Source organism: Rhizobium sp. Rhizsp42 (genome assembly GCF_047304155.1).
Taxonomy (GTDB): Bacteria; Pseudomonadota; Alphaproteobacteria; order Rhizobiales; family Rhizobiaceae; genus Rhizobium.
In genome coordinates this window covers 29,627-53,273 of sequence record NZ_JBGLYS010000013.1, presented here as the reverse complement: position 1 = coordinate 53,273, position 23,647 = coordinate 29,627, and the positions used below count along the sequence as shown (strand labels likewise).

The following is a 23,647-nucleotide window of genomic DNA, read 5'->3' as shown; positions in this document are numbered from 1 at the left end:
TGCCGCGGTTTTCTTTTTGAGCATTGTTTGCTCGCCTCAGCTTTCGAAGTCGCTGGATGCCGCAGGCTCGACCGGACGGGCAGGGCGCTCGGACGGGTCGCGGCCGATTTCGCTCTTCAGGGACAGGAGGTCGATGAAGTGATCCGCCTGGCGACGCAGGTCGTCGGCGATCATCGGCGGCTGGGTCGCCATCGTCGAGATGATCGACACCTTCCGGCCCTTGCGCTGCAGCGCCTCGACCAGCGTCGTGAAATCGCCGTCGCCGGAGAAGATCACCAGATGATCGACGGTTTCGGATTGCTCCATGGCATCGATTGCGAGCTCGATATCCATGTTGCCCTTGATCTTGCGGCGGCCCATGGAGTCGGTGAATTCCTTGGCCGGCTTGGTCACGACCTTGTAGCCGTTGTAATCCAGCCAGTCGATCAGCGGGCGGATCGAGGAGTATTCCTGATCCTCGATCAGGGCCGTGTAATAATAGGCGCGCAGCAGATAACCGCGCTTCTGGAAGGCTTTCAGAAGTTTTCTGTAGTCGATATCAAAGCCCAGACTCTTGGACGCCGCGTAGAGATTGGCGCCATCAATGAAAAGTGCAATTTTTTCTCGCGGGTCGAACATCGCGTACCAATCCACTTTGAGTAATCTAATATGCGGCTGCAGATAGCCCACGAAAACAATGGGTTATCTGAAAAATTCAGAACAATTCTTACTTTATGAACTATTCATATAAGTCAGATTTAGGGCAGGATTCGGCATATTCCAAGCAACTTTTAGTGGAAACCTCTAAAATTAGAAAGTTCCCACAGGCTCGAACGGCTCCTTCACTAAAAACTTGAATTCGCCTGCTTTTAATTGTATCGCCGTGCTAATCCCGAGATCCCGACCGTAAAGGACAGGCAATGGCCCGTGTCACAGTAGAAGATTGCATTGACAAAGTTGAGAACCGCTTCGAGCTGGTTCTGCTTGCCAGCCACCGTGCCCGGCTGATTTCCCAGGGCGCCTCGATCACCATCGATCGCGACAACGACAAGAACCCGGTCGTCGCCCTTCGCGAGATCGCCGACGAGATGCTTTCTCCCGACGACCTGAAGGAAGACCTGATCCATTCGCTGCAGAAGCATGTCGAAGTCGACGAGCCCGAGCCCGATCCGGCAAGCCTCATCACCACCGCGGCTGCTGCCGATGGCGAAGAGCAGGAAGACGCTCCGGAGACGATCACCTTCGACCAGATGTCGGAAGAAGAGCTTCTGGCCGGTATCGAAGGCCTCGTGCCGCCGGAAAAGAGCGACGATTACTAATCGTCAATCTTGCGCCATTATTGCTTCGGCATATGATTGAGTATCACGTGCGCCAATCTGTGATTGGCGCGCTTTTCTTTTGTGATGGAGTGGTTTCGGCATGATGCGGCAGTACGAGCTCGTGGAGCGGGTTCAGAAATACAAGCCCGACGCCAACGAAGCCCTGCTCAACAAAGCCTATGTCTATGCCATGCAGAAGCATGGGCAGCAGAAGCGGGCAAGCGGCGATCCCTATATCTCGCACCCGCTCGAAGTCGCCGCCATCCTCACCGACATGCATCTCGACGAGTCGACGATTGCCGTTGCGCTGCTGCACGACACGATCGAGGACACGACGGCCACCCGCGCCGAGATCGATGAGCTCTTCGGCGAAGACATCGGCCGCCTAGTCGAGGGTCTCACGAAGATCAAGAAGCTCGATCTCGTCACCAAGAAGGCCAAGCAGGCCGAAAACCTGCGCAAGCTGCTGCTTGCGATCTCCGACGACGTCCGCGTCCTGCTGGTCAAGCTGGCCGACCGTCTGCACAACATGCGCACCCTCGACCATATGTCGCCGGAAAAGCGCGCCCGCATTTCCGAAGAGACGATGGATATCTACGCGCCGCTTGCCGGCCGCATGGGTATGCAGGATATGCGCGAGGAGCTGGAGGACCTGTCCTTCCGGCACATCAATCCGGAGGCCTACGATACGGTCACCAAGCGGCTAGAGGAGCTGTCGCGGCGCAATGAAGGCCTGGTCAAGAAGATCGAGACCGAGTTGCGCGACCTGCTGGTCGCCAACGGCCTGACCAATGCCTACGTCAAGGGTCGCCAGAAGAAGCCTTACTCCGTTTTCCGCAAGATGCAGTCGAAGTCGCTCTCCTTCGAGCAGCTGTCGGATGTCTATGGCTTCCGCATCATCGTCGACGACATCCCGTCCTGCTATCGCGGCCTGGGTATCGTCCACACCCGCTGGCGCGTCGTCCCCGGCCGCTTCAAGGATTACATCTCTACGCCGAAGCAGAACGATTATCGTTCGCTGCACACCACCATCGTCGGCCCGTCGAGCCAGCGCATCGAGCTGCAGATCCGCACCAAGCGCATGCACGAGATCGCCGAGTTCGGTATCGCCGCCCATACGCTCTACAAGGACGGCGCCACCAATGCCGATGGCGACATCCTCTCGCGTGAATCCAACGCCTATTCCTGGCTTCGCCACACGATCGAGGCGCTGGCCGAAGGTGATAGCCCGGAAGAGTTTCTGGAGCACACCAAGCTCGAACTGTTCCAGGACCAGGTCTTCTGTTTCACGCCGAAGGGCAAGCTGATTGCGCTTCCGCGCGGCGCGACCCCGATCGACTTCGCCTATGCCGTTCACACCAACATCGGCGACACCACTGTTGGCGCCAAGATCAACGGCCGCATCATGCCGCTCGTCACCCGCCTTGCGAATGGCGACGAGGTCGAGATCATCCGCTCCGGCGTACAGGTGCCGCCGGCGGCCTGGGAAGAGATCGTCGTCACCGGCAAGGCCCGCGCCGCCATTCGCCGCGCCACCCGCATGGCCATCCGCAAGCAATATGCCGGCCTCGGCCACCGCATTCTCGAGCGCACCTTCGATCGCGCCGGCAAGGTCTTCTCCCGCGAGGCGATGAAGCCGGCGCTGCACCGTCTCGGCCAGAAGGATGTCGAGGACGCGATTGCTTCGGTCGGTCGCGGCGAGATGTCGTCGCTGGACGTCTTGCGCGCCGTCTATCCCGATCACCAGGAAGAGCGCATCACCTCGAAGCCCTCGGGTGATGATGGCTGGTTCAACGTACGCAGCGCCACCGGCATGATCTTCAAGATCCCGGATAAGGGCAAGGCAACCGAGCATGCGCCGAATGGACTTGAGGCGCTCGGCGATGCCGAGGCCGTGCCGATCCGTGGCATCTCGAGCAATATCGATGTGCAGTTCGCCCCGACCGGCGCTGTGCCCGGCGACCGCATCGTCGGTATCACCAACACGACCGAAAACGCCAAGGGCATCACGATCTATCCGATCCAGTCGCCCGTGCTGCAGCGCTTCGACGAACAGCCCGATCGCTGGATCGATGTGCGCTGGGATCTGGACGAGGCCAACAAGTCGCGCTTCATGGCCCGCATTCTGGTCAATGCGCTGAACGAGCCCGGTACGCTCGCCAAGCTTGCCCGCACCGTGGCCGATGTCGACGTCAACATCCGCGTCTTCAACACGGTTCGCGTCGCCACCGACTTCACGGAGATGGCGCTCGATGTGGAAGTTTGGGATCTTCGCCAGTTGAATCAATTGCTTGCGCAGCTGAATGAGCTGGATTGCGTTGCGACCGTGCGCCGGCTTTACGAGTAAAGCGGGCGCAACTGCACCCAGTTTGCACAATATGTGATCGTTTTATGGTCAAATTGTCGCAGATGAGAGGCTAGATATGCGTTTGGCGCATGGCTGACTGAGTATTAGAGCGTTGGTAAAAAGGCGCGGCCCCGCCTATCTTCTGGTCATCAACAAGTGACCGAAAGAAAGAAGCATCCAAATGTTTACACCGATCAAGAAGTTCGCTCGTGCCCTGCGCGCTCCGAGCGCTGAAGAACGCGAAACCGCATACCTGAACGGCTCGTTCGACCGTATAGATCTCGAATACCGCCAGCGTCAGGTCGACCGTGGTCTGTTCCGTAGCCGTTAATCGGTTACTGGATTTGCAAGTGGGAAGGGGCGTTTGAGTTACGCCCCGGTAGATACTCAGTCGGCGCACATCAAATAGCGACTGAGGAGGTCTGGCGCTCTTGTCAGGCCTGTGCGGCATGCACTACATACGCGCCATGTTATTTCGTCGTCGGAAACCCGCTGGATTTCGTGAAAAGCTGCGTGAGCTGCTTTGGCCACGAAAGGGATTCTTGAGGCCCCCGCGCTATCTCGTGATGCGCGTGCTTCGCCTGAGGGCATCGCCACATGCGGTTGCCGTTGGCGTCGCGGCCGGGATCTTCGTGTCCTGGACCCCGTTCATCGGCGTCCATTTCATCATGGCCTTCGTCATCACCTATCTGTTGTCAGGGAATATGGTGGCCGCCGCTCTCGGCTGCGCGGCCTTCGGCAATCCGCTGACCTATCCCTTCATCTGGGGAACGACCTGGGAAATCGGACATCTGCTTCTGAGCCGCAAGGATACGATGCAGGGCAATGCAGTCGATCTTCCCGCACTCTTCCACGAACTGCACTTCAGCGAACTTTGGCGCCCAGTCCTTGAGCCGATGCTGATCGGTTCGCTGCCGCCGGCAGCCGTCACCGCTGTGGCCATCTACTTCGCGACATTCTACACGGTGAGGGGCTTCCAGGGTCGCCGCCGTGCCCGCTTGCTGGAGCGTGCGCGCCTCCGCGTCGCTGAGCCCGTTTCGCTTGAGGAAACAGTATGATCATCGGTATCGGCAGCGATCTCATCGATATCAGGCGCGTGGAGAAGTCGCTGGAGCGATTTGGCGAGCGCTTCACCAATCGCTGTTTCACCGAGATCGAACAGCAGAAATCCGACCGCCGCGCCAACCGCGCCGCCTCCTATGCCAAGCGCTTCGCCGCCAAGGAGGCCTGCTCCAAGGCTTTGGGTACGGGTATCGCCCAGGGTGTCTTCTGGAAAGACATGGGCGTCGTCAATCTCCCGAGCGGCAAGCCGACGATGAAACTGACAGGCGGCGCCGGCGAGATTTTGCAGAAGATGTTGCCCTCAGGGCACCGCGCCGCCATCCATTTGACAATTACAGATGATTATCCCTTGGCCCAGGCCTTCGTCATCATCGAGGCCCTGCCGCCGAGCGACTGACTGCAGAGCAACAGACTGTTACATGTCCCGCTTTTAATGTTGGCGGCATTGCCGCAATCAGCCGAAGCCGCTACACAGAACCGATTAAAGACTTGCGCCGTTTTGGCGCTCTGAAGGAATAGAACTGCGTGTCCGAAAAAGTTCAAGCCAAGCCGAACGCCCTCTGGGAGAACATCAAGGTCATCGTCCAGGCACTGGTCTTGGCGATGGTCATCCGCACGGTTCTGTTCCAGCCATTCACCATTCCCTCGGGCTCGATGATGCCGACGCTTCTCGTCGGCGACTATATCTTCGTCAACAAGTTCGCTTACGGCTATTCGAAATACTCGCTGCCGTTCTCGCCGAACCTGTTCAGCGGCCGTATCTTCGCCAGCGAGCCGAAGCGCGGCGACGTCGTCGTCTTCCGTTTCCCGCCGAATCCTGAGGTCGATTACATCAAGCGTCTCGTCGGTCTCCCGGGCGACCACATCCAGGTGACCGATGGCGTGCTTTACGTGAACGGCAAGGCTGTTCCGAAGGTGCCGGACGGTACGTTCAACTCCGATTACGCGCAGGACCCGGGCCAGGACGTTCCGGTATTCCGCGAAACGCTGGATAACGGCGTAACCTACGACACGCTCGACCAGTCTCCGGTATCGCGCGGCGACAACACCCGCGAGTTCATCGTTCCCGAAGGTCACTACTTCATGATGGGCGACAACCGCGACAACTCGCTCGACAGCCGCTTCGACGTCGGTTTCGTCCCGGCCGAAAATCTGGTTGGCCGCGCCAGCGTCATCTTCTTCTCGCTCGGCAACGACACCTCCTTCCGCGAAATCTGGAAGTGGCCTTCCAACATGCGTTGGGATCGACTGTTCAAGGGCGTTGAATGACCAAGTCGCCGACGCTTTCGGCGGCTGACCGAACAAAGCTCGAGGCGCTGATCGGCCATGTCTTCGCCGAGAAGGAGCGCCTCGATCGTGCACTGACGCATGCGAGCGCCCGCACCCAGAAGGGTGCGAACTACGAACGGCTTGAGTTTCTTGGCGACCGGGTCCTTGGCCTGTGTGTCGCCGAGATGCTTTTCAGGACCTTCGGCACCGCCACGGAAGGCGAGCTGTCTGTCCGTCTGAACCAGCTGGTCAGCGCCGATACCTGCGCCGAAGTGGCCGACGAGCTCGGCCTGCATCTCTACATCCGCACCGGTGCCGATGTGAAAAAGCTCACCGGCAAGCGCATGATGAATGTTCGCGCCGACGTCGTCGAAAGCCTGATCGCCGCTATCTATCTCGACGCCGGCCTCGAGGTCGCGCGCCACTTCATCGTGAAGTATTGGGAAAAGCGGGCGGTTCGCGCCGATGGCGCGAGGCGCGACGCCAAGACGGAATTGCAGGAATGGTCGCATGCCAAATTCGGCGTGACGCCAAACTACCGGGTTGAAGAACGCACCGGACCGGATCATGATCCGCGCTTCACGGTGACGGTCGAAGTCGCCGGCGTGAAGCCGGAAACGGGCGTCGAGCGCTCCAAGCGTGCCGCCGAGCAGGTGGCAGCAACCAAGATGCTCGAACGCGAAGGCATTTGGCAGAAATCGTCTGCCGGAAATTGACGGGAACAATGACCGAAGAACACGACATCGCGGATAGCGCCGCTGAACCCGCTGGCCCGACGCATTCCGGCTTCGTCGCCCTGATCGGGCCGACCAATGCCGGCAAGTCGACCTTGCTGAACCGCCTGGTTGGCGCCAAGGTCTCGATCGTCAGCCACAAGGTGCAGACGACGCGCGCGGTCATCCGCGGCATCGCCACCCATGACAACGCCCAGATCGTCTTCATGGACACGCCAGGTATCTTCAAGCCGCGCCGCCGGCTCGATCGCGCCATGGTGACTTCCGCCTGGGGCGGCGCCAAGGATGCCGATATCATCATGCTCCTGATCGACAGCGAGCGTGGCCTGCGCGGCGATGCCGAGAAGATCCTTGAGAGCCTGAAGGACGTGCCGCAGCGCAAGATCCTCGCGCTCAACAAGATCGACCGCGTCAAGCGTGAAGATCTGCTGGCGCTGGCCTCGGCCGCCAACGAATACGTCGCTTTCGACCAGACCTTCATGATCTCGGCCGAAAACGGGTCGGGCTGCGACGACGTCATGGACTATCTCGCCAAGACGCTGCCCGAGGGGCCGTGGTATTATCCGGAAGACCAGATTTCCGATCTGCCGATGCGCCAGCTGGCGGCCGAAATCACCCGCGAGAAGCTGTTCCTGCGCCTGCATCAGGAGCTTCCCTATGCCTCGCATGTCGAGACGGAAAAGTGGGAAGAGCGCAAGGACGGATCCGTTCGCATCGAACAGGTGATCTACGTCGAGCGCGACAGCCAGAAGAAGATCGCTCTCGGCAAGAACGGCGAAGCGATCAAGGCGATTTCCACCGCGTCGCGCAAGGAGCTGTCTGAGATCCTCGAGCAGACCGTACACCTCTTCCTCTTTGTGAAGGTGCGCGAGAACTGGGGCGACGATCCCGAGCGTTTCCGCGAAATGGGCCTGGAATTCCCGCGCCAGTAAGCGACGCGACGACCCCGCAAGTCCCTTGTTTCCTTGGAAAAATTCAAGGGTCGATGGAACAAAGTTGCAAGTGATGAGTTCTTTAAAAGCGGCGTCTCGATTTCGGGGCGCCGCTTTTTCTGGATTATGGGGAGCGCATGGCGACATTACGGCCGACGCATTCGTTCAAGACACCATGCGAACAGTGTCCCTTGCGGCCGCTGCCGCATTTCCGCGAGTTCACCGGCGACGAGCTGGGCTTCATTTCCAAATTCAAGAAGGGCGAGCTGGCGGCCGATGCAGGTGCCACGATCCTGGTCGAAGGCGCCCATAGCGCCCACCTCTTCACCGTGCTGACCGGCTGGGGTTTTCGCTACAAGACGCTGGAAGACGGCCGGCGTCAGATCCTGAACTACATCATGCCCGGCGATCTGATCGGCCTCCAAGGCACCATCATGGGCGAGATGCAGCACTCGATCGAGGCGCTGTCGCCCGTCTCGCTCTGCGTCTTCGAGCGCGACAAGCTGATGACGCTCTACAACAAGCATCCGTCGCTCGCCTTCGACATCACCTGGATGGCGGCGCAGGAGGAGCGGATACTCGACGAACACCTCCTGAGCATCGGTCGCCGCACGGCGCTGGAGCGCGCCGCCTACCTGATCGCCTTCCTCTACCAGCGCGGCAAGCAGCTCAACCTCTTCAACGGACACAGCGCCATTCCCATCACCCAGCAGCACATAGCCGACACGCTCGGCCTCTCGATCGTGCACACCAACAAGACCTTGAAAAAGCTCGCTTCGCGCAATCTGATCCGCTGGCAGGAGCGCGCCTGCGAGGTGCTGGATGGCGAAACGCTCGCCAAAATTGCTGCCTGGGATGGGCTCGACGAAAGGGTGCGCCCCTTCCTCTAAGGCGTTCTATCTATGTCTTTTTTAAATGCAAATTCCAGGGCCGGACCCTAATGTCCAGCACGAGCCATTCTTGTGTCGAGATTCGCTAATATCGACCGGGACTGAAAAAGCGGCTATGCAAGCATAGGCGGCGTGAAATTCTCGGCTGAGGCCGTGGGTTGTCAGGGGTAGAAATGCGATTTTGGGATACATGGTGCGTCGAGAGCGGCGCCCGGAAGAGGGCTTTCTGATCATGGTCGCGAGACGTGTTCTGGTTCTCGAGGATAGCTTGATCATCGCGATGGAGGCGGAAGACATTCTGCGTGCCGTCGGTGTCGAGACCATCGATATTTGCAACAGTGTCGAGCAGGCCAACGAGGCGATCCAGGCCGACAGCTATGATTTCGCCCTGCTTGACGTCAATCTCGGCGAGGTCATGAGCTTCGATTTCGCCCGCCGGCTGGTCGCCGCCGAAATCCCCTTCGGCTTCGTCAGCGGCTACTCCGACACGCTGGATTTTCCCGAAGACCTGCAAAACAGGCCGCTCCTCGTCAAGCCGTTCGACGAAGACGCAATGCGGGATTTCCTGCGCCGGCTTTTCCCCTCCGAGGCCTGAGGCTTTCATGACAGGACTTACGCCATGCGCTAGGATATCGCGTGGTCGGAAGGTCGATTTGTAATGCAGTGGCAAGGTCGTGCAATCATTCTAGGCGTTCGGCGCCATGGCGAGACAAGTGTCATCACCGAGGTGATGACGCCGGATCGCGGCCGTCACTTAGGCATGGTGCGATCCGGGCGTTCGCGCGCCATGCAGCCGGTGCTACAGCCCGGCAATGAGGTCGAGGTCACCTGGCGCGCCCGTCTCGATGAGCATATGGGCGAGTTCAAGATCGAGCCCCTCACGCTGCGCGCCGCCCGGCTGATGGAAACGGCGACCGCGGTTTATGGCGTGCAGGCCATGGGCGCCTTGCTCAGGCTTCTGCCCGAGCGCGATCCGCATCCGCATCTCTTCGAGGCGCTGGAAGTCATTCTCGACAATCTCGACAATCCAGCCGATGCGGGCGAGTTGTTCGTTCGCTTCGAACTCGCCGTGCTCAATGATCTCGGTTTCGGTCTCGACCTCAACGAATGCGCCGCAACCGGCACCCGCGCCGATCTGGCCTACGTCTCCCCAAAGTCGGGTCGCGCTGTCAGCCGCACAGCCGGCGCGCCCTGGGCCGACAGGATGTTCGCCTTGCCGGCGTTTCTATCCGTGGAAAAGCGGCAGGCCGCCGATTTCGACAGCCTGTCCGAGGCTTTTCGCCTGACGGCCTTCTTCCTGCATCGCCACGTCTACGAACCGCGCGGCCTTGAACCGTCGACGGCCCGCGAGGGCTTCGTGCAGGCCGCGCTCAAAGCGCTGAAGCCCGCCGCTGCTTAGCCCACCGTTCAGGCGCGCTTGCGCACCTTGAACGCCCATCCATCAGGCCGTTCGTCGAGCACCTTCACCGTATCGCCGATCGAAATCGCACCCGCCGCGCGTGGCGTGACGTTCCAGCCGAACAGCGGCCCGGGGACACGACGGTCTGCCGACATGCGGATGCGTCCCATCGCCGGCATCGGGTTCGCAACCTCGCGTGATCCCGTCTGCTGGTCTTGCGTGGTCATGATACAGCGCGCGCAGGGCTTCACCAGGTCGAAGCGGATGCCGCCGATTTCGATGGCCGCCCAGCGATCCTCCGGCCAGGCTTCATCGGTATCGATGACGATGTTCGGCCGGAACCGCTCCATCCCGACGCTGCCTTCGCCATGCGCCTCGATATCAGCGTTGAGCGCCTTCAGCGACCCTGTCGTGGTCACCAGGATCTGGTAGCCGTCAGCAAACGTCACCGGCGTGTCGTCGCCCGCCCATTCCGGGCTCGCGATGCGATTGGCGTCGTCGTCGAAGAACACGAACTTGAGCTCGCGACCGAACCAGCGGGAGAGAACCTGGTTGGAATGGTCGTCGGCGATCGCGGCGTTGACGATCGACTTCCAGATCGAGACATCGATGCGCTTGTTACCATCGGGCAGGGGGACGAACAGCTCTTCGCCGTTCATGCCGAGATGAAAGCCGGTGGCTTCCTGTCGAACGTCGAGCCGCGCCAGATCCGTCATTTCGCGCTGGGTAATGAAGCTCCCGTCCGGATTGATCAGCATCGCGCGCCGGTCGCCGGGCAGGCCGAAGGCGTTGATCTCGGTGCTTTTAAGCGCGATGCCACGGGCGCTCTTGAGCGGATAGATGAAGAGATCGCTGACGCGCATGTAAGTCCTCCTAGATTTCGTCCATGAAGGCGTCGAGAAAATCCCGCAGCCTCTTGTCGCGCTCCGCCGCGAGCGCCCGGCCAGCGGCTGTCTTGAACCCATCGGCCAGCTTGAACAGTTTGGTCTGGAAATGGTCGATGACATAACGCCGGTCGTCAAGCGGTCGATCGTTTCCAGCCGGGTCGAGCGGGTCGTAAAGCGACGACGCCATGCGCCCGCCGATATAGAAGCAGCGGCCCGCGCCGACCATGCCGATCGCATCCAGCCGGTCTGCATCCTGCAGGATCTTCGCTTCCAGCGTCTCGGGCTCGATGTTGGCCGAGAAGCTGTGCGTCAGGATCGCATGGGCGACGGCGGCGATATCGTCCTTCGACCATCCAAGCCCGGCCAGCACCCCAGAGGCTTTGTCCGCCGCAAGCGCGGATGCCTGGGCTCTGAGCGGCGAGCTCTTCTCCACGGCCACACAATCATGCAGCAGGACCGCGGCGGCAAGAAGCCGGCCATCTCCGCCTTCGCTCGCCTGGATGCGCATGGCGTTCTTGAAGACGCGCAGGATATGCGCGAGATCGTGCGACCCGTCGTCGCCCTCGTGCGAATGCGAAATGAGCGCTTCAGCGAGCGTTTCGTAGGGACGGAAGGCCTGAGCCTCTTTCATGTGCGCACCAGGAGTAGACGGAGATCGCCTCTCTTAGAGCGGGCGGTGACGAGTCGCAATGCGGCTCAAACAGCCTGGGCTTTGCCACTGCGTTGCGACCCCGCGAGCAACTGCGGCACGTCAAAGGCTGGGCGGGGCGAACTGATATGATAGCCCTGTATCTCGTCGCAGGCTTCCTGCGCCAGCAGGTCGTGCTGCTGCGCCGTCTCCACGCCTTCGACGGTAACCCGCATGCCGAGCGCGTTGCCGAGCAGGATGATGGCGCGCATGATCGCGAAGGCTTCCTTGTTGTCGACGATGTCGTTGACGAAGGACTTGTCGATCTTGATCTTGTCGAAGGGGAAGCTGCTCAGATAGCTCAGCGACGAGTAGCCAGTGCCGAAATCGTCCATGGAGATACGGATGCCGCGCTGGCGAAGCGCATGCAGGATCGGCAGCGCCTCGTCGCGGTTCTCCATAAGGACGCTCTCGGTGATCTCGATTTCCAGACGCTCGGGCGCAAGCTCGGAGGCTGCAAGCGCGGCCGAGACATCCTCCTCCAGATCACTGGAGATAAACTGGATGGCCGAGACGTTGACGGCGACCTTGATATCGGCGGGCCAGGTGGCAGCGTCCGTGCAAGCGCGCTTGAGCACCCACCGTCCGATGTCGACGATAAGCCCAACTTCTTCGGCCAACGGAATGAACTCCATCGGCGCGATCCGGCCACGGGTCGGGTGGCTCCAGCGGAGCAGGGCTTCGAAACCGCAGATGCGGCGTTCGGTCATGTCATAGAGCGGTTGATAGTGAAGCTCGAATTCTTCGTTGTGAACGGCCCTGCGCAGATCCGCCTCAAGGGCGTGGCGCGCCTCGAGCTGCGCTTCCATCTCCGAGCTGAAGAAGCGCTCGCCGCGTCTGCCGCCGCTCTTTGCGTGCGAAAGCGCCACGCCGGCATGCTTCAGAAGCAGTTCGGTCTCCGTGCCGTCCTTAGGGCAGACGGCGATGCCCATGGAAACACTGAGCTCGACCGCCTTTTCTCCGCGGAAGAAAGGTTCGGAGAGTTCGCGTCTGATCTGATCGGCAAGCGCCATGACATTCCACGGCTGCTCTCGCCCGCATTGCAGAATGGCGAACTCATCGGATCCCAGACGCGCGAGAATGTTGCTCTTGCCGGCAAGGGCGCGCAAACGATCGGCAACCTGCCGCAGGATCTTGTCGCCCGCCGAAACGCCAAGCGTATTGTTGACGGACTTGAAGCGGTCGAGGTTGAGGTGGATAAGCGCGATCTGATCGTCCGGCTTGCGCGCACCCAGCGCCGCATCCAGCTGTTCACGGAACCGGATGCGGTTGGGCAGGCCGGTGAGGGGATCGTGGTGCGCCAGAAACGCAATGCGCTCTGCCGCCTTTCGGTCATCGGTGATATCGGCATGAATGGAGATGTTGCTGCCGTCGGGAAGCACGGTAACGACGCTTTGAATGATGCGGCCGTCATTCATCTCCCATTCGCGGCGGCGGATGCGTCCACCGTCGGCACGGCTCTCGCGGGTGGCGGCTTTCACCTCCGGCTTTTCCAGGCCGTCAATCTTGGCAATCAGCGAGCTGATCGATGTTCCCGCTCGCGTGTCGTCCGCCTCCAGCCCGAACAGTTGCTGGAAGCGAATGTTCGAGACGATGAGCCGTTGCTCCGAATCGAAAATACACAGGCCGAGCGGCAGGTGATTGAGGACGATCTCAAGAAGGTGGCTTTGCTCAGTCAGGCTTCGGTTCGCCTGATTGAGGAGGACTTGCAGCGCCTCGTTTTCTTCAAGGGTCAGGTTGGCTTGGCGCTCGAGGCTGCGGATGCTGCCGGCTTGCTCGCGGTAGGTATCGATAACGAGTCTTACGAGCCGTTGTCCGTCGGTGGTGCCGTCTTCATTGAGGGACGCGGCACACTGGCGCCTGAACAGCGCTTCAGCTTCCATAGCCGCTGCTCTCCTCTCCGGTGCCTACAAGCATGTTGGAGCGGCGGGTTGATTGTCCGGCGGTTCGGATCCCGTATGGCATGGGCAACATGCGAAGGCATTCCTGAAGCGTTTGAAGCAAAATAAATGTGCAATCTAAGATTGTTTTTATGCTCTAAATTTGGCCGGCATAATCTCCTAGTCGCATTAATATTTGGTTGTTTCACAAAAAGATATATGGTTCCCGCTATATTTATCCATGCGTCGCTCAGGTGGAGTGACCAAAGGATCCGACGGTTCTGGCCGCGATCAGAGTGTCAGAATTTGTCAATCATGGTTAATGCGGCATTAACAACTTATTGACCGGCCTCGCAAATCAGTTTATCCACCGGCTTAGTTCTGATTTTTCCCTATTCGTATTGCGTACAAACATCATCGGTAATGCGGTGAACGGAGGTTTGTATGAACCGTATTTCGTCTGCAGTTGATACGTCCTACGCGTATCTCGGCACTCTTTCGAGATTGGATTCCAACAGTGACGGCGTGTTGAGCCGTAGTGAGCGTGCGGCTGATGAGAAGCCGGGAATCCTGTCCGTTGCAAGCCAGTCCCAGAGCACCCAGGAAGCACCCAAGCTGTCGAACGGCGTCCTTGCATTCATGATGGGCGCGCGCCAGTCCGGTGCTTTGAGCTCGACTTATGAAAGCCAGGCAAACTCGGCCAATGTTCTCTATCAGAACACCTATGGCCAGTATGATCTCGACATCGCGTCCTGATCGCTCGCTCACGAATTCATCAAAGAAGAAGCCGGCCGGTTGGTCGGCTTTTTCTTTGCGCTCTATGCTGGGAACACCGGCACGCCGCACGCGTTTCTGAAAGAGGGCTCACAGGAGGGAAACAGCATGAAACGGCTTCTATCTCTAGCATTCGCGACCGTCGCGGCCTTGGCGACTGTTGCTGTCGCGCAGGACAAGCAGACCGCGCAGGCCAATTTCGTCGGCGCCGACGGCAAGGATGATGGCCGCGCCACATTGACGGCGGCCGCCGCCGGTGGCGTCTTGATCGAGCTTGAAGTGTCCGGCCTTCCGGCCAACAAGTGGGTCGCCTTTCACGTCCACGAAACAGGCAAATGCGATGCCGCCAGCCATCACGAATCGGCCGGCAAGCACTTCAACCCGACCAAGGCCGAGCACGGCCTGCTCGCCGCCAAGGGGCCGCATGCTGGCGATATGCCGAACCAATATGTCGGGCAGGACGGTGTGCTGAGAGCGCAGGTCTTCGATGGAATGGTGACGCTCGATGGCAAGGAGAACGGCATCCGCGGCCGCGCCCTGATGATCCACGAGAATTCCGATGACTACCGCAGCCAGCCGGCCGGTGATGCCGGCGCTAGGCTTGCATGCGCCGTCATCAAGTAGCATTCGCCTTGCAATAGTAGGGATAAAGTGGCCGCCAGCCTGGCGGCCGCCTTTTAAAGGATAGGCAGGCCCTTCTCGTCGAAGCTGGCCTTCACGCGGCCGAGAATTTCGCGGCGGGCATCGTCCCATTCGCCGGTCTTCGCCCAATAGCGCAGAGTCAGCGTGATCTTGTCCGACGTCATCGCATCGATATAGGTCTTCGGCTGCGGCGACTTCTCCACCCGCGAATCGGCCTCGGCGATATCCGTCAGCGTCTTCATCGCCAGATCGACATCGTCTCCCGCCCGCACATTGATGGTGAGATCGTTCTTGCGCGTCTTCTCGCGGCTATAATTGGTGATCGGCGTATTCCAGAGCGTCGAGTTCGGCGCCAGCAGATAGAGCCCGTCGGCGGTGCGGAACTCGGTCGCGAACAGCCCGATCTCACGGACCGTGCCGGCGACGCTGCCCGTCGCGATATACTCTCCCACCCGGAACGGCCGTAAAATCAAAAGCATGATGCCCGCGGCGATATTCTGCAGCGTACCCTGCAACGCCAGACCAATGGCCAAGCCTGCAGCACCGAGAGCCGCGATGATCGAGGCCGTCTGTACCCCGAACTGCCCGAGCACGGTGATAAACACCAGAATTAGCAGCGCGTAGTGCAGGACATTGGTGAAGAAACGCGCCAGCGTCTCGTCGATCCCACGAACCCGTGAGATGCCCTCGAACGCCCAGCGGCTGACGAAGCTCGCCATCAACCAGCCTAGCACCAGCAGGATGAGCGCGCCGAGGATGGAGAATGAATATTGGACCGCAAGCGCGCTCGCCTGGCTCAGAGCCGTTCGGGTTGCCACGATTACGTCGGTTGCCTGTTGTTCCATGATCTCGCCAAATATCTGAAATGATTATCGGTTGACCTGCGTAGATGGGACAGAAGGCAGGCGCGTCAACCGTTTAAAACCGTCACGCTTCGTCAAGCGCAAGCACGAACGGCGCGTTTCCATCGGCATCGGCGCCACGACCGATCGCCTTGATCGCCTTTACCAGCCGTCCATCACGGCCAAGCAGTTGGTCGCCAATCTCGATGATCCGCATGTTCGGCGTGGCATAGGGGGATGCCGCACGCAGACGCTGCGCCAGCGCCTCCTCGTTCTGGTCCGGCCTCAGCGACAGAGCCGCGATCACCGCCGCAGCCGGCGAGCGCGATACGCCCATCCAGCAGTGAACGATGAGCGGCGCCGTCTGATCCCACCCCGCCGCAAAGTCGATAATCTCGCGGACATGCGTCTCATCGGGCGCCACGAGATTGCCCGTGCCCTTGAAGGCGATGTCGTTCATGTGGAGCAGCAGATGCCGGTGCGCCTGAATGACCGCCGGACGATGGAAGCTCTGCTCCTTCGCCATCAGGCTGATCATTTCGCGGGCGCGGTGGCGCACGGCCATTTCGGCGATGCGCGCAAGCGGGGTCACGACGATCGAGGTCATGGCCTGCCCCGCAGGCCGTCGATCACAGCGAAGCGCTCGCAGAACAGCCGCTGCGCCTCGATCGCCGGCAGCGGCGTCAGCAAGAGCATCTCCTTGGTGATTCCGCGCGGCTGGCCGAAAAGCTTCTGCGCCTCGCTGGCGCTGAAGCCGGCAAGCTGCGACGCCTCGAAATAGGCCGCGATCGTATCGGCCTTCTTGATGTTGTCCTTGAGTTCGCGGGACGCATGCGGCGGCAAGCCGAACCGCAGGTGGATCGCCGCCTCAAGCCGCTTCTCGACGGTCTTATAGCCGCCGCCGACCACGGATTTGAAAGGCGAGATCATGTCACCGATGACGTACTCGGGCGCATCGTGAAGCAGTGCCATCAGGCACTGGTCCGGCGTCGCCTCGTTCAGCCGCCGGAAGATGTCCTCGACCACAAGACTGTGCTGCGCGACCGAGAAGGCGTGATCGCCTGATGTTTGCCCGTTCCAGCGGGCAACGCGCGCCAGGCCATGGGCGATATCGCTTACCTCGACATCGAGAGGCGAGGGGTCGAGCAGATCGAGCCTGCGCCCGGAAAGCATGCGCTGCCAGGCGCGGGGAGCCTTCGTCGTCAAACGCTGGCCTCATCGGACGCGGCCGGAAAGACGAGTGCGGACCATGCAGGCAGCGCCACCGTCACGGCGACGTCGCCGGCAAGCAGCGGCGTGCCAGACGACATGGCCTCACCGGCGCGGTCGATTCGGACGATAGCCAGCCCGCTATGTGCCGAGACCGAGCCAAGCGTACCGACAGGCTTGCCGTTGGCGGTAATTTCGGTGCCGGAGGCGGGGAGCGGCTCGGTGCTGCTCACGGTCACGACGCGACGACGCGCCGTTCCCCGGTGCTGCATGCGCGAAACCACTTCCTGGCCGACATAGCAGCCTTTCTTGAACGAGAGCCCGCCATTCAGATCCATCAGCACGTCATGCGGAAAGGCGTCCTGAAGCGCGTAATCGGAGCCGGATACGGCAACGCCGTGGGTTGCGCGCAGGGCGTTGTAAGGCGCGACATCGTCACTGCCATGCTCGCCCGGGCGGCGGAAAACGTCGATTCCCGCCTTGGCGAATCGGCTGTCCTTGAAGCCTTCGGTCGAAGCGTCATCCCACGAGACGGTAACGCCATTGCTCTCAGCGGCAAGAGCCACGGCGGCGCGCAGCTTGTACATCGTCAGCCGCTTCGTCAGCGCCTCGCGCTGGCTTTCATCGGTCTCGATGATGAAGTCGTCGCCATCGCGCCAGATCATGAAGTCGAACAGGATCTTGCCCTGCGGCGTCAGCAAAGCGCCTGGGCGCGTCTCGGCTGCGTCCAGCGACACGATATCGGTGGTGATCAGGTTCTGCAGAAAGGACTGAGCTTCAGTGCCGCTCACCCGGATGAGCGCGCGGTCTTTCAGAAATACGGCTGGCATGGGCGCACCTGTCGCGTTGTTATCGCTCAGAAGTATGTCGTCGGAGCGGGGATCGCAAGCATCAGTCGCCGGCGGTGAAGAACTTCCATTTTCCATCGGCGGTGATGCCGAGGCGATAGAAATTGTAGCCGCCGAATTCCTGCATGTCGGCAAGATCGCCGGCGGTGACGATGCGCAACAGCTCAACGCGCTCGGGCGGCGTCAGCTTCTTCAGGTCTTTCTCAGCGAAGTAGGGCCAGACATACATTTCATCGGCTGTACCCTGTCCGACATGGACGAAGCCCGTCGAAATGATGTCGAGAATGATCGCCAGGATCTCGTCGCCATCGGGATCGCCGGAGAGATCCTTCAGCGCGCCGATCGGATCGTCGGTTGCCTCGCCGACGCTGACCTGAGTCTGCGTGGCGCCGGTGCCGAACAGCGGCCGCAGCCGCTCCAGATCGCCGGAGGCGGCGGCTTCGACGATCTGCTCGCGCATGTGGCGAACCGGTTCCGGCACCTTGCTGAGGTCGTAGAGAACCTCGACCGGCTTGGAGCTATCCTGCGCGCCAGGCGTCGTATCCGGGCTTTGGCCCGCGGGCTTGCTGATGACGGGGCCGGGCGCGGGCACGCCTGACGATGCGTCGGGCGCGCTCGGTGGTTTGTCTGTGGATGTGCCGTCGGAAGCGGTGGGGGTCTTTTGCAGCTCTGACAGCGCAAACGCCGATGGGGCGCTCATCAGGCTGCTGGCACCGAGACTGATTGCAAGCAAAAGCGGCGCGATCGCGGGCCGCGAAGCATTGTTCATATCGGTGCGCATGGAACTCTCTGTGTTATTGCAGGGTGCGGGTCGGAGAAAACTCACCGGCCAGCATGCGTTCTCGCAACGATTCCAGCAAGGCTTCCGCGTTCTTTTCGCCGTGCAGGCGAATGGTTTCGCGAAGCGCGTGAATGATCGCCGTGTCGGCGATGATCTCGGGTTCGATACCGTCGGCCATGCCGTCGGCCCAGGCTTCGTTATGGTACTCCAGCGCCGCCTGCATCTTTTCGTGGACGATCATGTCGTCGATGTCGTTGAGGCTCGGTTCCATTAGCTTTTCCTCGAACTGCATGCCTTACTGTCTGGTTAACAACACTATCAGCCTTTTCCCAAAACGACACGTCCCCCTGTAAAAAGAGGTTAATTTATCGTTAATTTCCAAAGCGTGACGTAATTTCCGTGGCGAGTGTTGCGCCTTCGTTACGGTAGCGTTCTTCTGCCATGATCGCCGCCGGTGTGCAATCGGTATAAACGGAGGCAAAGGCGCGGTATCCGCGATTGAAGGCCGCCGTCAATTTCTCTTTCCGTGCGGGCTCATCATTCGCTTCAGAATCAAGCAGTTGCTGCATTCGCACCCGCCATTCCTCGCCGTTCTGAGCCTTGCAGAGCGTTCTCAGATAATGCACCGACCCGAGCACCTCGGCCAACCGGCCAAGCTTGTCGTCATAGGGAACGGTGACATCCTTCGGCGCAACCTGTTCATCGGGCGCAACCGCTGTCGGCCCCTGCGCCGAGACAAATGTCGGTATCGCCGTGGAGACGCCAAGAACAAAACACAACAAAACGCGGCGAAGGGGAATCATGTGCGTATTGGACACCCTGAAGATGACGGGGACAAGGTGCGGGGTTGCCTTTCCCCTTGCTTATTCCCCTCCCTCATTTCCGGGCTGCTGCCAGCCGTTCGGCACATTCGAGCACGCTTTGCGGCGTCGGCAGCCGGCGAATCTCATCCACCGTGAACCAGCCGAGTGCCGCCGCATCGTCTGCCGCCACTGCAACCGAATCGGCATCGGCCTCGACGCGGAAAACCGAGAGATAAAAGTGGCTGGTCAGCCCTCCGTCCGCGCCATGCTGCTTCAGATCATAGGTGGCGAAGATCTCGGGGTTGCGGGCACGGATACCCGTCTCCTCCTCGAACTCGCGCAATGCGGTCTGATCGGGCGTTTCCCCAGGCTCCGCCCTGCCGCCCGGAAAGGCATACATGTCCGCCGATGGCGGATTGCGCCGGAGCACCAGCAGGAACCGCCCGTCGCGCTCGAGAATCGCGGAAGATGCAGCTGTCGGATTGGAAGTCATCAGAAATGCCGTTTGTTGCTTGCCGGTGATCGCCGTCGCGTGCCTATCTCACTCAGGAAAACAATCTGATCCAAGCGATTCGAAGGCACGTGCCGTGACTTATATCATCTACGCCGCCGCGGCCCTCTTCGAGATTGCCGGTTGCTTCGCTTTCTGGGCGTGGCTGCGCATGGCAAAGCCGATCTGGTGGCTTGCGCCGGGCATGGTGTCGCTGGCGCTGTTCGCATGGCTCCTGACGCTGGTGCCGAGCGAAGCGGCGGGCCGCACTTTCGCGGCCTATGGCGGCATCTATATCGTGGCGTCGCTGATCTGGCTCTGGCTTGTCGAGCACCGTGTGCCTGACAGGTGGGACATCAGCGGCGCTATTGTCTGCCTCGCGGGCACCGCGATCATTCTCTTCGCGCCAAGAGGCTGAACCGACGGTCGCCATGCTTGGCCGGTCCCTTGACCCTGAAAGGGCAGGGTGCAAATAGATTGGCATGTGTGGACGCTACGCCCTGACCATATCCCCTGAGGAGCTGAAGGAAGTTCTGGGTATCCTCGACCTTGAGGATTTCCCCGCGCGCTTCAACATCGCACCGACCCAGCCGATCCTGGTGGTTGTTTCAGGCGAGGGACAGGAGAGGGGAAGCAACCTTCCGGACCGACGCGCGCTCCTCGTTCGCTGGGGCTTTACGCCGGGCTGGGTGAAAGACCCCAAGGCGTTTCCGCTTCTCATCAACGCCCGCTCGGAAACAGCGATCGGCAAGGCATCATTCCGCGCTGCCATGCGCCATCGCCGCGTGCTCATTCCCGCCTCCGGCTTCTATGAATGGCATCGCCCTTCGAAGACGAGCGGTGAGAAATCGCAGGCCTATTGGATCAAGCCGCGCCATGGTGGCGTGGTCGCCTTTGCCGGGCTGATGGAAACATGGTCCTCGGCCGATGGCTCGGAAGTCGATACCGGCGCGATCCTCACCACATCAGCCAACGCCGCGATCTCCCCGATCCACGACCGCATGCCTGTCGTCATCAAGCCGGAGGACTTCGCCCGCTGGCTGGATTGCAAGACGCAGGAGCCGCGCGAGGTGGCCGATCTCATGCGGCCGGTCGACGAGGATTTCTTCGAGGCGATCCCGGTCTCGGACAAGGTCAACAAGGTGGCCAACATGGGCGAGGACCTGCAGCCCCCCGTGCCGCTCGAAAAGCCGCTGCCGCCAGCTGACAAGAAAAAGCCGGATGACGGCCAACTCAGCTTCTTCTGATTCTGTATTCCCACCGCAGTCACATCCGGAAATTCACATGTTCTCCATTTCGGCCGCGCTCTCCGGTCTCTTCCTCGGCGCTTCCCTCATCATCGCCATCGGCGCCCAGAATGCCTTCATTCTCAGGCAGGGGCTGCTGCGCTCGCATGTCTTCATCCTGTGCCTGATCTGCGCGCTGTCGGATGCGTTGCTGATCGCAGCAGGCGTCGCGGGCCTCGGCACGCTCGTCTCGCAATCGCCGACGCTGATTACCGCCGTCAGCCTCGGCGGCATGCTGTTTCTCGGCACTTACTCGTTCATGGCATTCCGGCGCGCGCTTCATCCCGGCGCGATCGAGGCGGGAACGCCCGAGCCACTGGGGCTGAAGGCGGCTGTGGCCACGTGCCTCGCCTTCACCTTCCTCAATCCGCACGTCTATCTCGACACGGTCGTCCTGCTCGGTAGCCTGTCGGCCGCCTATCACGGCGCGGATCGCCTGGCTTATGGCCTCGGGGCCGCGGCTGCGTCATTCATCTGGTTTTTTGGTCTGGGCTACGGTGCGCGTCTGCTGCAACCGGTCTTTGCCAAACCCGCCGCATGGCGGGTTCTCGACGTGCTCATCGGCATCGTCATGGCGCTTCTGGCCATCAGCCTCGGCGCCCGTGTCCTGACGTCGTGATCAGGCGATCTTCTTGGCGAGCGTCGGCTTCTTCAGCATCAGCGCTGCAGCCAGAACAGCCTTCAGGCCGAGCGGGCGGTAGTGCGCGCTGAGATCGGTCTTTGCAGGCTGTTCCACATTCGTCTTCTTCGGGGTCACGTTACTCTCCTTAACTTCTGTCCCTAGACTCTTATATTTATTGCTCTTTTGCCCGAAATAGCGACAAAATGGAGGCAAGACACATCATGATTTGTGTCGCCAAACCATAATTCGCGAGCCTTGAGCGAAGCGGGACAGGTCAGGATTGTTGGGGGTACGTCAGATGTGACGGCCGATATCGTCTTCGCCGACACCCGGCTCTTCGATCGTCAGCGTCCCGTATTTACGCTTCCACTTGCGCGCGCCGAACGGCAGCGTGCAGAGATAGACAACGGCGGTGAGCGACATCACTTCCCATGTGAAACTGGACAGCATGGCGACGTAAAGCACCACGCCAAGCATCATCGGCAGCACCAGATCGCGCCGAAGCTTGGTGCCCTCGGATTTGCCGGACCAGACCGGCAGGCGGCTGATGAGCAGGAAGGCGATGAGTACGGTGTAGGCGGCCGAGAGATAGCCGAAGGTCTTGTCGGTGGTCATCCCGAGGAAGCCGAGATAGACGGGCAGAAGCACCAGCATGGCGCCGGCAGGCGCCGGCACGCCGACGAAATATTCCGACTGCCAGCTCGCCTTGTTCTCGCGCTCCGACATGACGTTGAAGCGCGCCAGGCGCAGGCCGGCAGCGATGGCGTAGATCAACGCCGCGATCCAGCCGAGCGAACGCGCCTGATCCAGCGCGAAGACATAGACGACCAGCGCCGGCGCCACACCGAAATTGACGATGTCGGCCAGCGAATCCATCTGCGCGCCGAATTTCGACGTCGCCTTCATCAGCCGCGCGACACGCCCGTCGATACCATCGAGGAAGGCGGCGACGAGCACCATGCCGACGGCAAGCTCGTACCGGTTTTCGAAGGCGAGCCGAATGCCGGTGAGGCCGGCGCAGATCGCCAGGATCGTGATCAGGTTGGGAACGACCAGCCGCAACGGAATCTCGCGAAGCCGTGGCCCGCGTCCCGAATCATCGGGCGGACCATTGGGTTCGAAAGGCGGGAAGGGCGTTTCCATGATCGCGCTCCTAGTGGTTCTCAGGCGCGGCGGCTGACGACAGGGCCCTTGGCGGAGCCGAATTCAGCCAACACCGTTTCACCCGCGATCGCCGTCTGGCCGAGCGTGACGCGCGGCTGCGCGCCCTCGGGAAGGAAGACGTCGAGGCGTGAGCCGAAGCGGATCAGGCCGAAGCGCTCGCCTGCGTCCAGCGGTTCGTTGGCATTGGCCCAGCAGAGAATGCGGCGCGCCACGAGGCCGGCGATCTGCACGACGCCGATCTGGCCATGGGCGGTCTCGATGACGAGGCCGTTGCGCTCATTGTCTTCGCTGGCCTTGTCGAGCTCGGCGTTGACGAAGCTTCCCGAGCGGTAATTGACGCTGACGATGCGGCCGCGCATCGGGGCGCGGTTCACATGGCAGTTGAAGACGTTCATGAAGACGGAGATGCGCAGCATCGGTGCCGAGCCGAGGTTCAACTCCGCCGGCGGCACGACCAACTGCACGGACGACACCTTGCCGTCGGCGGGCGAGATCACCAGATCGTCGTCCTGCGGCGTCATGCGCTCCGGATCACGGAAGAAATAGGCGCACCACAGCGTCAGGATCAGACCGATCCAGAACAGCGGCTTGAAGATCCAGCCGAGAATGAGGGAGGCCACGAAGAAGGCCGCGATGAAGGGATAACCTTCCTTGTGCACCGGAACGATCGTGTTGCGTACCGTATTGAACAAGCTCATGTATGCCGCTCTCCTAGCGTTTTCGTCTCCGCTGGTTACAGGGAAACACTGCTGGGGGCAATGCCGATGCCCTCTCATGCACATCTAAGCTTGCTGATGAAC

General features: G+C 60.8%; 31 protein-coding genes. 16 read left to right on the top strand and 15 right to left on the bottom strand.

Features of this window, described 5'->3' with window-relative positions:
• Positions 1-36 precede the first annotated feature (36 nt).
• The gene (locus ACCD05_RS14600; protein WP_018898817.1) at positions 37-618 is read right to left on the bottom strand and encodes an NYN domain-containing protein; all 582 of its coding nucleotides are present in this window, start codon (positions 616-618) and stop codon (positions 37-39) included.
• A 281-nt stretch (positions 619-899) separates the two neighbouring features.
• Here ACCD05_RS14600 and rpoZ point away from each other — a divergent pair, with 281 nt between their 5' ends.
• The 11 genes from rpoZ (at position 900) to recO (ending at position 9,931) form a co-directional block, all read left to right on the top strand.
• Positions 900-1,298: a DNA-directed RNA polymerase subunit omega gene (gene rpoZ / locus ACCD05_RS14595; protein ID WP_018898816.1), complete on the top strand. Its 399-nt coding sequence runs from the start codon at positions 900-902 to the stop codon at positions 1,296-1,298.
• Positions 1,299-1,398: 100 nt separating this feature from the next.
• Positions 1,399-3,645 carry a RelA/SpoT family protein gene (locus tag ACCD05_RS14590; protein WP_018898815.1) on the top strand — a complete coding sequence of 749 codons (2,247 nt, stop codon included), beginning with the start codon at positions 1,399-1,401 and terminating at the stop codon, positions 3,643-3,645.
• Between the two features lie 181 nt (positions 3,646-3,826).
• Positions 3,827-3,976: a DUF3563 family protein gene (locus tag ACCD05_RS14585; protein ID WP_018898814.1), complete on the top strand. Its 150-nt coding sequence runs from the start codon at positions 3,827-3,829 to the stop codon at positions 3,974-3,976.
• A 136-nt stretch (positions 3,977-4,112) separates the two neighbouring features.
• Positions 4,113-4,703 carry a DUF2062 domain-containing protein gene (locus ACCD05_RS14580; protein WP_026283062.1) on the top strand — a complete coding sequence of 197 codons (591 nt, stop codon included), beginning with the start codon at positions 4,113-4,115 and terminating at the stop codon, positions 4,701-4,703.
• The gene (acpS, locus tag ACCD05_RS14575) at positions 4,700-5,104 is read left to right on the top strand and encodes a holo-ACP synthase (RefSeq protein ID WP_413393539.1); all 405 of its coding nucleotides are present in this window, start codon (positions 4,700-4,702) and stop codon (positions 5,102-5,104) included. Before ACCD05_RS14580 ends, acpS begins: the two co-directional genes overlap by 4 nt.
• Before the next feature lie 128 nt (positions 5,105-5,232).
• A complete protein-coding gene (lepB, locus tag ACCD05_RS14570; RefSeq protein ID WP_047513477.1) occupies positions 5,233-5,976 on the top strand; it encodes a signal peptidase I in 744 nt (247 codons plus the stop codon).
• Entirely contained in the window at positions 5,973-6,692 is a 720-nt protein-coding gene (gene rnc / locus ACCD05_RS14565; protein ID WP_018898810.1) for a ribonuclease III, read from the top strand. Before lepB ends, rnc begins: the two co-directional genes overlap by 4 nt.
• Positions 6,693-6,700: 8 nt before the next feature.
• Positions 6,701-7,642 (top strand): GTPase Era, encoded by a 942-nt coding sequence (era, locus tag ACCD05_RS14560; RefSeq protein ID WP_018898809.1) that lies wholly within the window; start codon positions 6,701-6,703, stop codon positions 7,640-7,642.
• A gap of 137 nt (positions 7,643-7,779) precedes the next feature.
• Positions 7,780-8,532: a Crp/Fnr family transcriptional regulator gene (locus tag ACCD05_RS14555; RefSeq protein WP_413393536.1), complete on the top strand. Its 753-nt coding sequence runs from the start codon at positions 7,780-7,782 to the stop codon at positions 8,530-8,532.
• A gap of 232 nt (positions 8,533-8,764) precedes the next feature.
• On the top strand, positions 8,765-9,127 hold the full coding sequence (locus tag ACCD05_RS14550; RefSeq protein WP_018898807.1) for a response regulator: 363 nt from the start codon (positions 8,765-8,767) through the stop codon (positions 9,125-9,127).
• Between the two features lie 63 nt (positions 9,128-9,190).
• Entirely contained in the window at positions 9,191-9,931 is a 741-nt protein-coding gene (gene recO / locus ACCD05_RS14545) for a DNA repair protein RecO (protein WP_413393534.1), read from the top strand.
• A gap of 8 nt (positions 9,932-9,939) precedes the next feature.
• Here the strand turns inward: recO and ACCD05_RS14540 are convergent, their stop codons facing one another.
• The 3 genes from ACCD05_RS14540 to ACCD05_RS14530 all read right to left on the bottom strand — a co-directional run bounded on the left by ACCD05_RS14540 (position 9,940) and on the right by ACCD05_RS14530 (position 13,389).
• A complete protein-coding gene (locus ACCD05_RS14540) occupies positions 9,940-10,794 on the bottom strand; it encodes an MOSC domain-containing protein (protein ID WP_413393532.1) in 855 nt (284 codons plus the stop codon).
• 10 nt (positions 10,795-10,804) lie between these two features.
• Complete coding sequence (locus ACCD05_RS14535; RefSeq protein WP_413393530.1) at positions 10,805-11,449, bottom strand: HD domain-containing protein; 645 nt, start codon at positions 11,447-11,449, stop codon at positions 10,805-10,807.
• 65 nt (positions 11,450-11,514) lie between these two features.
• Entirely contained in the window at positions 11,515-13,389 is a 1,875-nt protein-coding gene (locus tag ACCD05_RS14530) for a putative bifunctional diguanylate cyclase/phosphodiesterase (protein WP_413393528.1), read from the bottom strand.
• Positions 13,390-13,830: 441 nt separating this feature from the next.
• Between ACCD05_RS14530 and ACCD05_RS14525 the strand changes: the two genes are divergently transcribed.
• Positions 13,831-14,142, top strand: a complete 312-nt coding sequence (locus ACCD05_RS14525) for a hypothetical protein (protein WP_413393526.1) — start codon at positions 13,831-13,833, stop codon at positions 14,140-14,142.
• A 126-nt stretch (positions 14,143-14,268) separates the two neighbouring features.
• A complete protein-coding gene (locus tag ACCD05_RS14520) occupies positions 14,269-14,784 on the top strand; it encodes a superoxide dismutase family protein (RefSeq protein WP_026283059.1) in 516 nt (171 codons plus the stop codon).
• Between the two features lie 53 nt (positions 14,785-14,837).
• On the opposite strand, the gene ACCD05_RS14515 is transcribed toward ACCD05_RS14520, so the two are convergent.
• From ACCD05_RS14515 to ACCD05_RS14480, 8 genes are all read right to left on the bottom strand, one after another.
• Positions 14,838-15,647, bottom strand: coding sequence for a mechanosensitive ion channel family protein (locus ACCD05_RS14515; protein WP_413393524.1), 810 nt, complete (start codon positions 15,645-15,647; stop codon positions 14,838-14,840).
• 82 nt (positions 15,648-15,729) lie between these two features.
• Positions 15,730-16,251, bottom strand: a complete 522-nt coding sequence (locus ACCD05_RS14510) for a tyrosine phosphatase family protein (protein WP_413393522.1) — start codon at positions 16,249-16,251, stop codon at positions 15,730-15,732.
• A complete protein-coding gene (locus ACCD05_RS14505) occupies positions 16,248-16,817 on the bottom strand; it encodes a YfbR-like 5'-deoxynucleotidase (RefSeq protein ID WP_413393657.1) in 570 nt (189 codons plus the stop codon). The genes ACCD05_RS14510 and ACCD05_RS14505 overlap by 4 nt, the downstream gene beginning before the upstream one ends.
• A gap of 29 nt (positions 16,818-16,846) precedes the next feature.
• The gene (locus tag ACCD05_RS14500) at positions 16,847-17,683 is read right to left on the bottom strand and encodes a YgfZ/GcvT domain-containing protein (protein WP_413393520.1); all 837 of its coding nucleotides are present in this window, start codon (positions 17,681-17,683) and stop codon (positions 16,847-16,849) included.
• Between the two features lie 61 nt (positions 17,684-17,744).
• A complete protein-coding gene (locus ACCD05_RS14495) occupies positions 17,745-18,482 on the bottom strand; it encodes a hypothetical protein (RefSeq protein ID WP_413393518.1) in 738 nt (245 codons plus the stop codon).
• Positions 18,483-18,495: 13 nt separating this feature from the next.
• Positions 18,496-18,753, bottom strand: a complete 258-nt coding sequence (locus ACCD05_RS14490) for a hypothetical protein (RefSeq protein ID WP_018898795.1) — start codon at positions 18,751-18,753, stop codon at positions 18,496-18,498.
• Between the two features lie 100 nt (positions 18,754-18,853).
• The gene (locus ACCD05_RS14485) at positions 18,854-19,309 is read right to left on the bottom strand and encodes a TIGR02301 family protein (RefSeq protein ID WP_413393655.1); all 456 of its coding nucleotides are present in this window, start codon (positions 19,307-19,309) and stop codon (positions 18,854-18,856) included.
• Between the two features lie 49 nt (positions 19,310-19,358).
• Entirely contained in the window at positions 19,359-19,778 is a 420-nt protein-coding gene (locus ACCD05_RS14480) for an NUDIX hydrolase (RefSeq protein ID WP_413393516.1), read from the bottom strand.
• 94 nt (positions 19,779-19,872) lie between these two features.
• Between ACCD05_RS14480 and ACCD05_RS14475 the strand changes: the two genes are divergently transcribed.
• The 3 genes from ACCD05_RS14475 to ACCD05_RS14465 all read left to right on the top strand — a co-directional run bounded on the left by ACCD05_RS14475 (position 19,873) and on the right by ACCD05_RS14465 (position 21,680).
• A complete protein-coding gene (locus ACCD05_RS14475; protein ID WP_018898792.1) occupies positions 19,873-20,193 on the top strand; it encodes a YnfA family protein in 321 nt (106 codons plus the stop codon).
• 64 nt (positions 20,194-20,257) lie between these two features.
• The gene (locus ACCD05_RS14470) at positions 20,258-21,022 is read left to right on the top strand and encodes an SOS response-associated peptidase (protein ID WP_413393514.1); all 765 of its coding nucleotides are present in this window, start codon (positions 20,258-20,260) and stop codon (positions 21,020-21,022) included.
• Between the two features lie 37 nt (positions 21,023-21,059).
• The gene (locus ACCD05_RS14465) at positions 21,060-21,680 is read left to right on the top strand and encodes a LysE/ArgO family amino acid transporter (protein ID WP_047513429.1); all 621 of its coding nucleotides are present in this window, start codon (positions 21,060-21,062) and stop codon (positions 21,678-21,680) included.
• On the opposite strand, the gene ACCD05_RS14460 is transcribed toward ACCD05_RS14465, so the two are convergent.
• From ACCD05_RS14460 to ACCD05_RS14450, 3 genes are all read right to left on the bottom strand, one after another.
• Positions 21,681-21,818, bottom strand: a complete 138-nt coding sequence (locus tag ACCD05_RS14460; protein WP_183794685.1) for a hypothetical protein — start codon at positions 21,816-21,818, stop codon at positions 21,681-21,683.
• A 159-nt stretch (positions 21,819-21,977) separates the two neighbouring features.
• Complete coding sequence (gene pssA, locus ACCD05_RS14455; protein ID WP_018898788.1) at positions 21,978-22,826, bottom strand: CDP-diacylglycerol--serine O-phosphatidyltransferase; 849 nt, start codon at positions 22,824-22,826, stop codon at positions 21,978-21,980.
• 20 nt (positions 22,827-22,846) lie between these two features.
• On the bottom strand, positions 22,847-23,623 hold the full coding sequence (locus tag ACCD05_RS14450; RefSeq protein ID WP_413393511.1) for a phosphatidylserine decarboxylase: 777 nt from the start codon (positions 23,621-23,623) through the stop codon (positions 22,847-22,849).
• Between the last annotated feature and the right edge of the window lie 24 nt (positions 23,624-23,647).